Origin of the sequence: Myxococcus llanfairpwllgwyngyllgogerychwyrndrobwllllantysiliogogogochensis, assembly GCF_006636215.1 — a bacterium.
Lineage (GTDB): Bacteria > Myxococcota > Myxococcia > Myxococcales > Myxococcaceae > Myxococcus > Myxococcus llanfairpwllgwyngyllgogerychwyrndrobwllllantysiliogogogochensis.
In genome coordinates this window covers 1-14621 of the sequence record NZ_VIFM01000009.1, presented here as the reverse complement: position 1 = coordinate 14621, position 14621 = coordinate 1, and the positions used below count along the sequence as shown (strand labels likewise).

Sequence of the window (14621 nt, the reverse complement as noted above, 5' to 3'; positions counted from 1 at the left end):
AGCCCGGTACGGTGGCTGTCGCCCGAAGGAAGAAGGGGGACCCATGAAATCGCTGCTCGCACTGGCCGCCGCCGCGCTCTTCAGCGTCATCGTCAATCCACTGGGCGCGGAGCTGGCCCGCCTCTTCTCGGACATCGGTCCTCAGAACCAGAGCGCCATGTTCATGCTCGCCCCGTATGTCGCCGTCCCGCTGGTCTGCTTCGTCACCGTGGGTGTCGTCGTTGCCTACGGAGTGCCCAGGACTCCTCCGGTGACCTGGGGGCTTCTCACCGGCGCCGTCAGCGCGCCCGTGCTGCTCCTCGCCGGACAGACTCGGGTCTGGAGCCATGTGGGCGAGGATGCCCAGGCCGCCATCGCCCTCATCTTCATGCCTATCCGCGCGGTCATGGCCTCGGGAGCCCTGGCGCTGGGCGCCATCTTTGTCCGTTGGGTGATAGGGCGGTGGAGGAACGCCGTCGACCGCCCCCGGCATGGCTAGGGCGCACGTTCCCGGCGGCCCGCGCAGAGACTCGAGCACGGGCTCCGTCGGTCGGAGCCTGTTCCTCCGCGCCTCCCGGCACCAGATTCGGTAGGACGCCCGGAGGAGCGTCCCTCATGAGCCGACCCCGCCGTCTTCACCTCGCAGGACCGTCCGGTGACACCCGGACGGGCTTCGTCCGCGTCCGGGGTGCCCGCGAGCACAACCTGAAGCACGTGGACGTGGACCTGCCCCGCGACGCGCTGGTCGTCTTCACGGGCGTCTCCGGCTCCGGCAAGTCCTCCCTCGCATTCGGGACGCTCTACGCGGAGGCCCAGCGGCGCTACTTCGAATCCGTGGCCCCGTACGCTCGGCGCCTCATCGACCAGGCAGGCATCCCCGAGGTGGACTCGATCGAGGGTCTTCCCCCCGCCGTCGCGCTCCAGCAACACCGGGGCGCCCCCACGACACGCTCATCGGTGGGCAGCGTGACGACGCTGTCGAACTCCCTGCGCCTGTTGTACTCGCGCGCCGGCACCTACCCGCCGCACCAGCCGCATCTCGACTCCGACGCCTTCTCCCCGAACACTCCGGCGGGAGCGTGCCCGAACTGCCACGGCCTGGGCCGCGTCTACGAGGTGACGGAGCGGACCCTGGTGCCGGACGACTCGCTCACCATCCGGGAGCGAGCCATCGCCGGGTGGCCGCCCGCGTGGCACGGGCAGAACCTGCGCGACATCCTGGTGTCGCTTGGCTACGACGTGGACACGCCCTGGAGGGACCTGCCCAAGAAGGACCGCGACTGGATTCTCTTCACGGACGAGCAGCCCACCGTCCCGGTGTACGCGGGCTTCACGCCCGCGGAGACGCGTCAGGCGCTCAAGCGCAAGACGGCGCCCAGCTACATGGGGACCTTCACCGGCGCCCGGCGCTATGTGCTGCAGACCTTCGCCACGACGCAGAGCCCGCTCATCAAGAAGCGGGTGTCGCGCTACATGGAGAGCGGCGAGTGTCGCGTCTGCCACGGCAAGCGGCTGCGCCCCGAGTCCCTGTCCGTCACCTTCGCGGGACTGGATTACGGAGAGCTGTCGCGCCTGCCGCTCAAGCGTGTCGCCACCCTGCTCCAGCCCTACGCGGAGGGGACGGCGTCGCCCCTGAAGAAGCTCACGCGAGAGCACCCCGAGAAGGCGCTCGTCACGGAGCGCATCGCGAAGGACCTGGTGGAGCGACTGCACGTCCTGCTGGAGCTGGGCCTCGGATATCTCTCACTGGAGCGCGGCACGCCCACGCTCTCCCCGGGTGAGCTGCAGCGGCTCAGGCTGGCCACCCAGGTGCGCTCCAACCTGTTCGGCGTGGTGTACGTGCTGGACGAGCCCTCCGCGGGCCTGCACCCCGCGGACACCCAGGCGCTGCTCAGGGCGCTCGACGCGCTGAAGGGCTCCGGCAACTCGCTCTTCGTCGTGGAGCACGAGATGGACGTCATCCGCCACGCGGACTGGGTCATCGACGTGGGCCCGGCCGCCGGAGAGCAAGGCGGAGAGGTCCTCTACAGCGGTCCGTTGGACGGGCTCAGGGGCGTGGAGGCGTCCCAGACGCGGCGCTACCTCTTCGGAGCCGAGCCCTCGCGTCCCCGCCCTCCGCGAACTCCCAAGGGGTGGCTGCGCCTGCGAGGCGTCTCCCGCAACAACCTGCAGGGGCTGAGCGCCGACTTTCCGCTGGGCGTCTTCACCACCGTGACGGGCATCTCCGGCTCCGGCAAGTCGAGCCTGGTGAGCCAGGTGCTGGTGGAGCTGGTCGCCGCGCACCTGGGCCACGAGCCTCCCGAGGAAGAGGAGGACGGCGAGCCGCTGGAGCGCCCCCTTGTCCTGACCACGGGCGGGAAGATCACCGAAGGACTGGAGGACATCCACCGGATGGTGCGGGTGGACCAGAAACCCATCGGCCGCACGCCGCGCTCCAACCTCGCGACGTACACGGGCCTGTTCGACCACGTCCGCAAGCTCTTCGCCGCGACGCCGGCCGCGAGGTCTCGCAAGTACGACGTCGGACGCTTCTCGTTCAACGTGGCCAAGGGCCGCTGTGAGACGTGCGAGGGCGAGGGCTTCGTGAGCGTGGAGCTGCTGTTCCTGCCCAGCGTCTATGCGCCCTGCCCCACCTGTCATGGCGCCCGCTACAACGCGAAGACGCTGGAGATTCGCTACCGGGGGAAGAACATCGCCGACGTGCTGGGCATGACGGTGGACACCGCCCATGCGTTCTTCACCGAGGAGCCCCACGTGCAGCGCGCGCTGGGCGTCCTGCGCGAGGTGGGCCTGGGCTACCTGCGCCTGGGCCAGCCCGCGACGGAGCTGTCCGGCGGCGAGGCCCAGCGCATCAAGCTGGCCACGGAGCTGCAACGCACCCAGCGAGGCCACACCCTCTACGTCCTGGATGAGCCCACCACCGGCCTGCACCCCGCGGACGTGGACAAGCTCATGGCGCAGTTGGATGGGCTCGTGGAGGCGGGCAACACCGTCATCCTCGTGGAGCACGACATGCGCGTCGTCGCCGCGAGCGACTGGGTCATCGACCTGGGGCCCGGTGCCGGGGATGAAGGCGGCCACATCGTCGCGGCCGGCACACCCGCCCAGGTCGCCGCGTCATCGAAGAGCCGCACCGCGCCATTCCTCGCACTAGGATGACCGTCTCCACGCGCCCTCGCGGGCGGAGGTGACGGCACATGAGACGCTGGCTCGCGCCATCCTACATCGCGTTGTTCCTGCTCCTGGGTTGCGACCCGGCGGACCCCATCAAACCCGGGCGCCCTTCCACGGACGACGCGGGCACCCAGACGCCTCCGCTCATCAAGAGCGCCAAGCGCGGCATCGCCTTCGACCTGGCGACGCCCGAAGACCTGGCTGCCGTCTCTCCGGGCGTGAGCTGGTGGTACAACTGGAGCCCCCGTCCCCATACCAACGTGCCCACGGACTTCCGCACCCGCTACGGCATGGACTTCATCCCGATGCTCTGGAACGGCGACTTCGACGCCGCGCGCACCGAGACGATGCTCCGGGACAATCCCCACATCGAATACCTGCTGCTGCTCAACGAGCCCAACCTGACGGATCAGGCGAACATGTCACCGCAGGCCGCCGCGCGGCTGTGGCCCCGGTACGAGAGCGTCGCCGCCAACACGGGCGTGAAGCTGGTGGGCCCGGCGATGAACTGGGGAACGATGTCGGGGTACTCGGACCCGGTGGTCTGGCTGGATGCGTTCTACGCCGCCTACCGCGCGGAGAACGCCAACCGCGAGCCACGCATCGATTACCTGGCGTTCCACTGGTACGACTACGGACTCGACGGCCAGCTCAACCGGCTCACGAAGTACGGCAAGCCGTTCTGGGTCACCGAGTTCGCCAACTGCCACCAGCAACAGGATGGCGCGCAGATTGACTCGGTCGCCAAGGCGAAGGCGCAGATGACGGAGATGGTGGCCGTCTGCGAGCGCCGGGCGGACGTGTTCCGCTACGCGTGGTTCACCGGACGGTGGACCCATGACCCGTGCTTCGCGAGCCTCCTGGGCGCGCCCGGCGTCCTGAACGAGCTGGGCAGGCACTACGTCTCACTGCCCGCGCCCTGAAGGCGGACAGCGCGCCACCGGGCCCGTGAGAGAGGGCCCGGTGCTCGGGAGGGGCTACCGCTTCGTGAGCAGCGTGGCGGACTCGTACTTGCTGCCCTGGAGCTGGAAGGCGCCAGGGGCCGACGTGTCCTTCTCCAGCTTCGCCTGCACGCTCTTGGGAAGCTGCGCGTACAGGTCCTGACCCAGCAGCTTCTCGAGCTGGTCCACCGGCACGCGCGAGGACTCCAGCAGCGGGATGATGGCGTCCTTCTTCGAGGGCCCGTCCTTCACGTTGGGCACCATGTACGCGAACATCGTCACGTTGCCGTTGGGCAGCTCCAGCAGCACCGTCTTGAAGTTGTGCGTGGGAACGCCAATCTTGCGGTCCTTGGCGCCCGTCGTCTGCACCGACTCCTGAGGCAGCGGCTTGCCGTCCGCGTCCAGGAACAGGTTGCCGGTCATGATGTGCGCCTTGCCACCGGTCTCCTTCACCAGACCCGTCACGGCCTGCTCCAGCGTCTTCCACACCTGCTGATTGTGGTTGCCGTACTGGGGGGCGATGTTGGTCATCTGGTGACTCTCGTTCATCGCCTCCTGGTTGGGAGAGTCGTCGGCGGGCTTCATGTGCCCACGGTCGAAGCCCGTGTGGTCGTAGTCGGAGTCCGAGACGCCGTTGGCGCCCAGCAGCGGGTCCCTCACGAAGGAGCTCTTCGTGCGGTTCACCTCGGCGGGCGTCTCCTTGATGTCGGCGGCGGACAGCATGTAGCTCACGAAGGTGGGGAGGTTCTTCCCCTCATCCAGCGTCAGTCGCGAGTACTGCTTCACCAGCTCCATCCCCTTGCCGTCGCCGCCCGTGGGACGCAGCGGGTCTACCTCTCCGGCGGACTCGGCGACGCGGCTCTGGATGACGGCCATCTGCTGGTCCGGCACCCACCGCGTGCCGTCCACCTGGTTGGCCTTGGACTTCTGGATGTAGGCCGCCAGCTCATCCTGGCTGACCTTGCCATCGCTGTTGCCACCCAGGAGGTCGGCGCGCTTGGCGAGCCCGTCCTGCCACTTGGTGTCGAAAGCGTCCACGTCCACGGGCGTGCCGCCGCCCTTGGCGACCTTCGCCTCCACCGCGGAGCGACCCTGCTGGAGCGCCGTGGAGGTGAGGTATTTGCCGTCCGTGGGCGCGGAGAGGTAGGCCTGGATTTCCGCCGCGGACACCTGGCCGTTGCCACCGCGCGTCTTGGTACCCGCCGCATCCGCCGCCTTCAGCAGCCCGGTCTCCCAGCTCTGCTCGGTCCAGCCGAACTTCGCCTGGAGTTCGGCGATGGGGACCTCGCGAGCGGTGGAGCGGTTCCAGCTGCCCCCCTTCGGCGCCACGACGTTGGTGGGCGCGGCGTCCGCCGTGGCGACCGTGGCGGGGGACGGGGTGCTGGCACGAGCAGTGGGTCGCAGCGTCGTCATGCGGAAGGCATCCTTGGGCCGCCCAGGGGAGGAACGGAGTGAGGCCCTGGTAGAGCTATGGTCGGTCGGGGACGACACCGGGTTGCGTCATCGCCCCGCCTTTTTTCCAGAAAGTTGCGATCACGGCTTCTTCGCGGACGGGCCTGGGACGGAGCGTGCGTCCGCCTTCGCCTGTTGGAGCGTTCCCACGATGTGGGCCTCGGCCTGGAGGCGCTCCACGTAGTCGGCGGGGAGGCCGGTGCGCTCGGCGGCCAGGGCCACGGTGACGAGGAAGGCCTCGCTGATGGGGCCCGTGGCGGGAGGGCCGCTTCGGGCCGGAGCGGTGAAGGCGTGGGCGGAGAGCACGGCGCCAGTGGCGGTGCGCACCTTCACGGGCCGTGACGCGGTGGCCTCGGCGAGCACCGACTCCAGGCGGCTCACGGCGTCCCACGTCTCCGGCGAAACGCGCCGCAGCAGCCCGGGGAGCGTCTTGCCCGGGGCGTCCACCAGCCGGGCCACCTTGCCGCCCCAGGCCAGCGAGGGCACGTCGTAGACGACGTCCACGTCCAGCGCCTCGGCCGGCTCGCCATCAGGCAACGCGGGCGCGGAGGGGAGACCTGGAAGGCGCTCACGCGCCGTCGCGGGGGACAGGTCGACGGAGAAGGCGAACCACGGACGCGGCGGAGGAGTACCTGCGGACATGGCTTCGAGTCTCGGCGGGTGATGGCCTGGGAACAAGCCCCCTGGAGTGTGCGCCGGGCCCCGAGGACTTCGAGGCCGGCGCCTTCACGCCCGAGCGGGCGCTACTCCTTGGCGGTGGTGCGGTTGGCGGCCAGCTCGATGACGTTGACCATCAGGTCCTTGACCCGGCGCGGCTTCTCGCCGCCGTTGTCGCGGAGGATGAGGTCGATGTCGTCCTCGGGCTCATGGTACTCGGGGATGAGGTCGCCGCCGCCCTTGGGATTGGACAGGCCCTCGAAGAGGAAGAGGACGTCCTCGCCCTTGCGGCCGAAGACGGCGCCGTCCTGGCGGTCCCGGTACACGTTGATGTCGCGGTTGATGCGGTCGAACGGGTCCGCGAGCTGCGCGTTGGCCTGGTCCACCACGTCGCGGAAGTAGTTCGCCTGGCCCCTGCGGTCGGTGTCCACGACGGACAGGCGCTGGTCATCCCAGCGACCCACCATGTCCACGTTGACGACGCCAGAGATCTGCTCCGTGCTCAGCCCCGGAATCGGGTGGTCGACGAAGTACTGCGAGCCGACCAGCCCCTTCTCCTCGGCGCCCGTCCAGATGAAGAGGATGGAGCGGTCCAGCTCGCCGCGCTTCTGCGCCTCGGCCAGCTCCGGCACCGCCGCCATCAGCACCGCGCTGCCAGACGCGTTGTCGTCCGCGCCGTTGTGGACGTTGCCGCGACGGTCCGTGCCCACGTGGTCCAGGTGGGCCATCACCACGATGACCTCGTCCTTGTGCGGCCCGGTGCCGGGCAGCAGCGCCATCGTGTTCACCGCCTGGCCAGACGCCGTGGCCAGCGCGCGCAGCTCCTCGACGCTGCGCAGGTCTCCGCTGCGAGCGGGCGCGAGCGGCTGCCCTTCCGCCTTCATCGTGCTCTCGTACTTCTTGTTGAGCATCTCCAGCGTCTCGCGGGGCATCCCGTCCTCCAGGTAGAACCCCTCCTGGAAGAGCTGGTGGCCGAACTCCTTGTGCGCCGCGTGGTCGTGCTCCCCGGCGTCACCCGTCGCCGACGTCTCCGGCTTGCCGACGAAGGAGAACACGTCGAACTTCTGCTGGAAGGGGTTCTCCGCGTTGTTCGAGTTGGGGCCGACGAGGCCGTACTTCTCGACGTGCGCCTGAACGTACGCGGAGGCCGCGTCGAGTCCCGCCGACGGGCTGTCCCGGCCCTGGAGCTCGTCCGAGGCGAGGTACGCGATGTGCGTCATCGGGTCCGAGTCGGTGATGGAGGGCTCGGGCTTCGGCTCGGGCGTGGGCTCCACGGGGCCGGGCTCGGGAAGCGGCAGGGGCTTCGGATCCGTCGGCAAAGGCTTCGGGTCCGTCGGCAGCTGCGGATCCGTCGGCAGAGGCTTCGGGTCCGTCGGCAGCTGCGACGGAGGCTTGGGCAGCGGCAGGGGCAGCGACACCGGGGGCTTGGGGAGCGGCAGCGGCTGGGCGTTGCCCGGCTCGAAGCAGTCCTTGTTCCACTTCAGGTCGGGCGTCTTGACCTTGTTCGTCTCCGAGGGCTGGGGAGCCTTCGCGGCCGGGGTTCGCGTCGTCGCGGTAGGGAGTGGACGAGGCGGGTCGCTGATCTTGGAAGCCATGGTGGGGGATCCCGATGGAGAGCGTGAACGGCGCGCTTCGGGATTATCGCCACGAGGGAGTTCCGTGTTGCGAGAAGGTTTCACTTTCTCGTGATTTCAGTGACTTGTCTCAGCCATGTATCACCGCCGGTGGATCTGCCGGCCCCGAGGCCCCGGGTGGTGCGCGCGCAGGGCCGCCACGAAAGCGGTGAGCGCGGGCTCCGTTTCTCCGTCCCGGGTGGCCACGGCCCAGTCCAGCCAGAGCCCACGCGGGCCGATACGGAAGGCCCTCAAGCCGCCGTCGTCCAGTTGGGGTGCCACGGCCCATCGAGGCAGCACGGTGACCCCCAGATTCGCACGCACCATCTCGACAGGGAGGCCCCCCGTCATCGGGATGAGCGTCACCTTGCGAGGCGAGAGGCCCCCCGCCTTCGCAAGCGCTCTGCCCAGGGGTGCATCGGCTCGGAGCGCGCCCTCATCGAGCCACAGGTGCTGGTCCGCGAAGGTCCGCACGTCGATCTGCCGCTGACGCGAGGAGGCCCAGGGGTGCTCCCGTCCCACCAGCGCGACGAGTTCGTCCCGGAACAGCGGCTCCATGCGGATGCGGGGGCTCTTTCGGACCTCCCCCGCCACGAGCGCAACATCGAGCTTGCGCGCGAGCAACCACTCGGCGGGCGCCACCCCCGCCTCCGTCACCACAGTGACTTCCGTCCCGGGCCAGTCCCGCGAGAAGGACTTCAGTAGCTCCGGAAGCCAGCGATAGGACTGGAGACACACCGTCGCCACTCGCAGCGTGCCACTCGCGCCGCGCAGGAGTTCGCGCGTCTCGGCCTCGGCGCGCGTGAGTTCCCCCAGCACGGAGCGCGCGGCCTCCGTGAGCCGCTGGCCCGCCGCCGTCAGGACCAGGCGCCTCCACTGCCGATGAAACAGCGCGCCTCCGAGCCGGTCCTCCAGCTCCCGGAGCTGCTGGCTGAGCGCCGATGGGGACAGGTGCAGCTTGCGTGCGGCCGCGTTGAGGCTGCCCACCTCTTCGAGCGCGGAGAGCAGGAGCAGATGTCGGGTCTCGACGAGCGGGCTCGGCATCGATTCAGCCTGCCTTAACAATCCGACGGGAACAACGCGTTCGACCGAATCGATGCCCCCTCACATATTCCGCCGTGCCTGCCCCGATATCGCGAGGTCCGGGTCACCCTCGCGCTCCACCCCGGGGCTTTCGCACCGACCCGAGGACACTCTCCATGCACACGCACAAACTCGCGCCGCTCGCGGCGTCGTTGCTCACCCTGCTCGGCTGCGCGAGCACCCACGAGGGCTCGGCCATGTCCTCGCGCATCGCCACCGCGGGCGTCTCGAATGTCGAGGCGTACCCCATCGACCACCTCGCCCTGCGCTCGCTCATCGAGCGCTTCGCGGACGCGGCGAATCACCAGGACTGGGCCGCGACGGAGGAGATGTTCGCGAAGGACGCGGTGTGGGAGGTCCTCGCGCCCCCACCGCTGGGTTGGACCTTCGAGGGACGCGACGCCATCCGAAAGGGCATGGCCGGCAATGCCGAGAGAATCGACCTGCGGGTCCAGAGCGTGACCCCCATCGTCGTCCACGTCGAGAGCCCGGAGCGAGCCACCGCGAGGTCTACCCTGGACGAAGTCCTGCGCTTCAAACAAACCGGGCTGGACCGGAGGATTGTCGGCACCTACTCCGACCAGTTCGTGAAGCAGGACGGACACTGGAAGTTCTCTCGGCGTACCTTCCAGCTTCGCTACGACGAAGAAGTCTTCATGCCCCCGGCCTCACGTCCCGCGCTGTGAGCCAACTCCGGGCGAGGACGAGGCCTCGCGCGACTCGCGACGCTTCACGGCGACGAAGGTGTCGTACGGCGCGCCCTCCAGGGTGCGCGTCTCCAGGCGGGCGTCGAGCCCCGCCTCGTCGAAGAGGCGCAGCCACGTCGCCCTCGAAAAGAGGCCATTCAGGTGCACGTCGTGGACGGAGCGGACGCTGCCGTCACGCTCCTTCAGCAACATCGCGAAGTGGGTCTCCGAAGTGTTGCTCCCCAGCTTCGGCGGCAGCGTCCACATGAGGTAGCGCAGGGAGCGCGAGCCCCGGCCCGGAGCCTCGGGCTCGTCGCCCCCTTCCGTGCTCGAGCCCGGCACGAAGCTCTCCTGCGTCGCATCCGGCGCCACCAGGACGACTCCACCTGGGCGCAGGTGCATCGCCGCCGTCTCCAGCGCCGAGCGCAGGTCCGTCTCGGTCGTCATGTATTCGACGGCGTCATGGATGAACACGGCGTCGAACTCGCGGCCCAGGCGCACGGTCCGCATGTCACCGGGCAGATGTTCGCACTCGGGATTGAGCTCGCGGCTGTGCTTGCGCATGCCCTCCGAGGGCTCCACCAGCGTGAGCCGGAAGTCGCGCTTGAGGAAGCTGGCGTTGTTGCCACCACCACTGCCCAGCTCCAGCACCGTCACCAAGGGGCCCGTCGCGCCGGCATGGAGCAAGCGGCGGTACTCGGACGCCTCCTCTTCGTAGTCGCTCGGAGGAGAGACCAGGGGCCACCACTCCGCCAGTTCGTCATAGAGCTTCATGCGCAGCGTTCCGTTCGAGCCAGCAGGTTCAGAGGTGACGGACCTCGGCCGGCGGCTTCTTGAAGTCGTTGTCCCGTTTGTTGACGTAGGTGATGGGGGAGCGCAGCAGCTCGTCGAGGTCCACGTCGTCGAGGCAGTTGACCTTGATGGTGTAGAACTTCCCCAGGTCCGCGTCGTCACCCCAGCCGAAGGAATGAACGCCGCAGTGCTTGCAGAACAGGTGATGGAGCTGCTTGGTGTGGAACTGGTACTCGGAGAGCGAGGACTCACCGGCCAGGAGACGGAAGTCCTCCGGCCCGATGATGGCGTGCCACAGCCGCGCCTTGGTGCAGATGGAACAGTTGCACTTGTAGGTGCCCTGGCTCAGGTCGACGTCCGCTTCATAACGGACCGCCCCACAGTGACAGCTCCCAACGTACGTCTTCTTCACGTGTGACGCTCCTCATGACGAGCCCAGGCCTCATCCGAAGCCGGAGCAGACCATGAGTGCGGCTTGATTCAACGCCGGGATTTCGCCGCGGCGATTCAGGTCATCCGTGGATGACACTCCGTGAAACGTCGTCATTCCGACGCCGCTTCAAGGACGGTGGCATGCCGGCCCTGTGTCACCGTGGAGCCCGCCCTTCGGGCGTCACGCACGCGTCATTTGCCGTGACACCGTCCCGTCCGTAGGGTGGCCTCGTCCGGGCCGGAGCGTCTTCCGGTCACGCGGCCACTCCATGGACCTCACCCTCTGGGCCACCTTCACGCTGACCATGACCCTCTTCGCCATCACCCCGGGCCCCGCCGTGTTGCTGGTGGTCTCCCAAGCGATGTCGCGAGGCTTTCGCACGGGAATGAGCGCCGCGCTGGGCATCCAGGCGGGCAATGCCGTGTACTTCCTCATCTCCGTCGCCGGCCTGGGCGCGGCGCTGGCCGCCTCCCCCTTCGCCTTCTACGGCATCCGCTATGCGGGCGCGGCCTACCTCGTCTACCTCGGCGTGAGGACGCTGCTCGCGGCGAAGCACGCTCTCACGCTGGAGCAGCGTCCGAAGCCACCCCTGTGGCGCGGGGCCTTCGTTCAGGGGTTCGCCAAACAACTCGCCAACCCCAAGTCCATCCTGTTCTTCGGCTCGCTGCTTCCGCAGTTCATCCACCCGGGCCCACGGGCGGGCTTGCAGTTCGCCGTGTACGGAATCTCCTGCATCGTGGTGGAGGTGCCCGTGCTCGCCGTCTACGCCTGGCTGGGTGTCGCGGGCGGACGGGTGTCCAGCTCACCACGCGCCCTGGTCTGGCGCGAGCGACTGTCAGGCATCGCGCTCATCGGCATCGGCGCGGTGCTCGCCACGATGCGGCCACAAGCCTGAAGCCCGTCTGAACCCTGACGGAGCGTTGACGACCGGAGCCACTCGCTCCGGCCGTCGTGTCCGGCACTCACCTCGACGACATCACTGCGCGGGAGCAGGCGCGGGCGCTGGGGCGTCGTCCTTCAACGCCTCCAGCTCCCGAGCGGTGGCGGGCCGCGTCCGGGCCTTGCCCTTCTCCACGGAGATGACCGTTCCCTTGGTGCCCAGCTGGCAGACCAGCGCGTCACCCAGCGAGGGCGCCTTCTTCACCGCGTCACAGCGCCCCACGTGCGCCACCTGTCGACGCGCGGGCTCGATGCCCAGCGCCACGGCGAAGACCTTGCCCGGGTTGCCGTCGAACGGCCCCCCGGACACCAGCGTCACCCAGGTGTCCTTGAGCAGCTCCTGCGTGTAGAGCACCTCATAGCTCTCCGCCTTGCACTCGGCCTGGGTGCTCCCGGCCTTGCAGCGCTGGGCCCCGCGAAGCTTCTCCAACAGGGCCGAGTCCACCCGCGCGGTGAACGAAGGCGTGGGCAGCTCGTAGCGGGCCGGCCCCGCCTTCTCCAACCCCGCGCACGGCCGCTTGCCGTCGGAGGCGGAGATGCGCAGCGCGAGCGGCACCTGCTGCGCGCCACTGGAGGGCACCGTGAGGAACGCCATGCCCGCGCTCGCGAGCGACTCCGGCACCGTGACGGTGAAGGCCCCGATGAAGTCCGACATGCCCTCGTCCGAGTCGGTGAGCAGCAGGCTCAGCGAGCCGCCCACTCCCACGGGCAGCCACGCTCCCGAACGCGTCTCTTCCAGGAAGAGGCTGTTCCACAGCAGGGTGCCGGCGTCCTCCTGCTTCGGACCGATGACGGTGGGCGAAGCCCCCTCGACGTCGACGGCCATCGCCGACAGCTCCGGGTCCGGCGCGGAGCCCTCGTCCCAGGATGCGCCACTGGAGTTCGTCGTCCCGACCTTCGCCGCCAGCGGGGACACGAACAGCTCCTTGCAAGCCCGATAGTCCTGCGCCCACACGCGCGTGGAGACACAGAACACCAGCAACACCCACCGTCGCATCGTGCTTCCTCTCATCCGTCCGGGCGACATCGCCTCGGCTACAGCCCCAGGGCGTATACCTTGTTCCGGTCCACCACATAGACCCGGTCCTTCACGATGACAGGGTCCCTGAGCGAGCCGCCATCCGACGTCCCCACCAGGGCCAGCTTGGTGGCGCTCCACAGCGAGGAGAGCGTCGAGACGGCGACGACGTGCAAACCCATACGCGAGGTGATGACGAGCGTGGGGATGCTCACACCGGACGCATCCTTCGTCCCCGAGGCCGCGGCGATGGAGGTGCTGCGCTTGCCCGCGAAGGGCGTCGTGGAAAAATCCAGGAGGTCACGTCCGTAGTAGGGAACGATGACATCGTAGACGCCCGGAAGAGTCGCCGTCAGCGGCGTGCCACCGGAGAGGGCATCGAAGGAATAGAGCACGGTGCCGGCGTTGGGACCGGAGCTCTCCTGCGCGGCGACGATGGCCCGGCCCGCCACCAGCACGGGCGCCTGATAGCCGGTGACTTGCGAGCTGGGAAACGGCGGGGACCGGAAGAGACTCGCGCCGTTGTAGCCCGCGTTGCGGATGTTGAACGTCACCGTGCCAGTGCCCAGGTCGCGCTCCAGCAGGTAGATGCGATTGCCCGACACGCTGATGTTGCTGGCGGGCTCCAGCGCGACTCGAGGCCAGCGAGGCGTCCCCGTGGCCAGGTCCCAGCCGAACAGGCCCGAGGCGAAGGGACGGGGCTCGTTCGCGTCGCAGTTCGTGGAGCACTGGAAGTTGTAGATGGCGGCCAGGTAGATGAAGCCGTTGTCGGTGGCGATGGAGCCCAGGCGGTCTTCCACCGTGTCCCACTGGTGCTGCGGAAAGACGCGCGTGCCGCCGTAGTAACCGTAGGTGTTCAGCTCGAGCAGCAGGTTGCCACGCTTGTCCAGCGAGCGCAGGCCCAGCTTGGGGCCGTGGTAGTGGAGCTGGTTGTAGACCCATAGGCGCGTGCCGTCCGACAGCGACTGGCCCCAGCTGTCGTTGTTCGCCTGCTCCTGTTCCGCGTACGGTGTGGTGCCACCCGAGTAGTAATTGGCGCCGAACTGCTTGCTCCAGGTCCGGATACCGTCATCGTTGCGGACGACGCCATCGCGTGCCTCATAGACACCGCCGCCGACAAGCTTTTCATACGCGAAGAAGGAGGGCCAATGTCCCCGGTTGTCATTGAGCTGCCGGTCGACGCTCCACACGCTGGCGCCCGTGGCCGGGGCGATCTTCTCCAGGGCGGGGCTTCCACCAGAGCCGACGTAGTTGGGGTTGGAGTTCCATGCCAGGTAGACGCCGTCGGTGTCCGCCACCGCCCGCTCCACGCCTTGCACGGAGCGCCCCGTCCCCGCGGTGGGCGCGAACTCCCAGAGCTTGCGCAAGGGATGCCACGCACAACCATCCGAGGTGAAGGAGCGACGTGCGTCATGCCCCATCGTGGCCCACGCATTGGTCCCCGTGCAGGGTGGCACGACGGCGGCCTCAATGACTCCCGGCGATTCGGGCGGAGGCGAGGAAGGCCCCTCCACCGAGCCTCCACACGCAACGAGCCCCACGACAGACAGCAGCAGCACCACGTCTCGCGTTCGCAGCGTCATGGCACGACCTCCACGTCAGGGCACGCCGGGAACTCCCGGACGCGCCAGGAAAGCGCCTCGCGTCACCACGCCCTCCACCGCACCTCTCCGTAACCGCCCCACCAGAAGCCCCCCTGCCGCCGGGACGATGAGATGTGTCACGGGCTCCGGCAGCGTCGCGGGTGAGCGTCTCTCATGGAGCGGGCCTGGCTGTGGCGACGGGAGGACGGGTGGCCCCGACACGATAGCAGCATGTCTCCACCCGCCCCGAATGCCCGAGTCCCACCCGGTC

At 68.7% G+C, this 14621-nt stretch carries 13 protein-coding genes; 5 read left to right on the top strand and 8 right to left on the bottom strand.

Features of this window, described 5'->3' with window-relative positions; all coding sequences use genetic code 11:
- Positions 1–43 precede the first annotated feature (43 nt).
- The 3 genes from FJV41_RS03795 to FJV41_RS03785 all read left to right on the top strand — a co-directional run bounded on the left by FJV41_RS03795 (position 44) and on the right by FJV41_RS03785 (position 4076).
- Positions 44–478, top strand: a complete 435-nt coding sequence (locus FJV41_RS03795; protein ID WP_141641023.1) for a hypothetical protein — start codon at positions 44–46, stop codon at positions 476–478.
- Between the two features lie 116 nt (positions 479–594).
- The gene (gene uvrA, locus FJV41_RS03790; RefSeq protein WP_141641022.1) at positions 595–3138 is read left to right on the top strand and encodes an excinuclease ABC subunit UvrA; all 2544 of its coding nucleotides are present in this window, start codon (positions 595–597) and stop codon (positions 3136–3138) included.
- A gap of 38 nt (positions 3139–3176) precedes the next feature.
- Complete coding sequence (locus FJV41_RS03785) at positions 3177–4076, top strand: glycosyl hydrolase (RefSeq protein ID WP_141641021.1); 900 nt, start codon at positions 3177–3179, stop codon at positions 4074–4076.
- 54 nt (positions 4077–4130) lie between these two features.
- Here FJV41_RS03785 and FJV41_RS03780 read toward each other — a convergent pair whose 3' ends face one another.
- The 4 genes from FJV41_RS03780 to FJV41_RS03765 form a co-directional block, all read right to left on the bottom strand.
- Complete coding sequence (locus FJV41_RS03780; RefSeq protein ID WP_141641020.1) at positions 4131–5507, bottom strand: DNA/RNA non-specific endonuclease; 1377 nt, start codon at positions 5505–5507, stop codon at positions 4131–4133.
- A gap of 120 nt (positions 5508–5627) precedes the next feature.
- Complete coding sequence (locus tag FJV41_RS03775) at positions 5628–6188, bottom strand: gamma-glutamylcyclotransferase (protein ID WP_141641019.1); 561 nt, start codon at positions 6186–6188, stop codon at positions 5628–5630.
- Positions 6189–6289: 101 nt separating this feature from the next.
- Positions 6290–7798, bottom strand: a complete 1509-nt coding sequence (locus tag FJV41_RS03770) for a M28 family metallopeptidase (protein WP_141641018.1) — start codon at positions 7796–7798, stop codon at positions 6290–6292.
- Positions 7799–7918: 120 nt separating this feature from the next.
- Positions 7919–8860, bottom strand: a complete 942-nt coding sequence (locus FJV41_RS03765) for a LysR family transcriptional regulator (protein ID WP_141641017.1) — start codon at positions 8858–8860, stop codon at positions 7919–7921.
- Positions 8861–9015: 155 nt separating this feature from the next.
- Here FJV41_RS03765 and FJV41_RS03760 point away from each other — a divergent pair, with 155 nt between their 5' ends.
- Complete coding sequence (locus FJV41_RS03760; protein WP_141641016.1) at positions 9016–9585, top strand: nuclear transport factor 2 family protein; 570 nt, start codon at positions 9016–9018, stop codon at positions 9583–9585.
- On the opposite strand, the gene FJV41_RS03755 is transcribed toward FJV41_RS03760, so the two are convergent.
- Together FJV41_RS03755 and FJV41_RS03750 are read right to left on the bottom strand one after the other, a co-directional pair.
- Entirely contained in the window at positions 9568–10359 is a 792-nt protein-coding gene (locus tag FJV41_RS03755) for a class I SAM-dependent methyltransferase (RefSeq protein ID WP_141641015.1), read from the bottom strand. The two genes, FJV41_RS03760 and FJV41_RS03755, sit on opposite strands and share 18 nt — an antisense overlap.
- Before the next feature lie 28 nt (positions 10360–10387).
- Entirely contained in the window at positions 10388–10789 is a 402-nt protein-coding gene (locus FJV41_RS03750; RefSeq protein WP_141641014.1) for a GFA family protein, read from the bottom strand.
- 289 nt (positions 10790–11078) lie between these two features.
- On the opposite strand from FJV41_RS03750, the gene FJV41_RS03745 reads away from it, so the two are divergent.
- A complete protein-coding gene (locus FJV41_RS03745) occupies positions 11079–11705 on the top strand; it encodes a LysE family translocator (protein ID WP_141641013.1) in 627 nt (208 codons plus the stop codon).
- An 81-nt stretch (positions 11706–11786) separates the two neighbouring features.
- Here the strand turns inward: FJV41_RS03745 and FJV41_RS03740 are convergent, their stop codons facing one another.
- Positions 11787–12746, bottom strand: a complete 960-nt coding sequence (locus FJV41_RS03740) for a hypothetical protein (RefSeq protein ID WP_141641012.1) — start codon at positions 12744–12746, stop codon at positions 11787–11789.
- A 38-nt stretch (positions 12747–12784) separates the two neighbouring features.
- Positions 12785–14350 carry a hypothetical protein gene (locus FJV41_RS03735; protein WP_141641011.1) on the bottom strand — a complete coding sequence of 522 codons (1566 nt, stop codon included), beginning with the start codon at positions 14348–14350 and terminating at the stop codon, positions 12785–12787.
- Positions 14351–14621 lie beyond the last annotated feature (271 nt).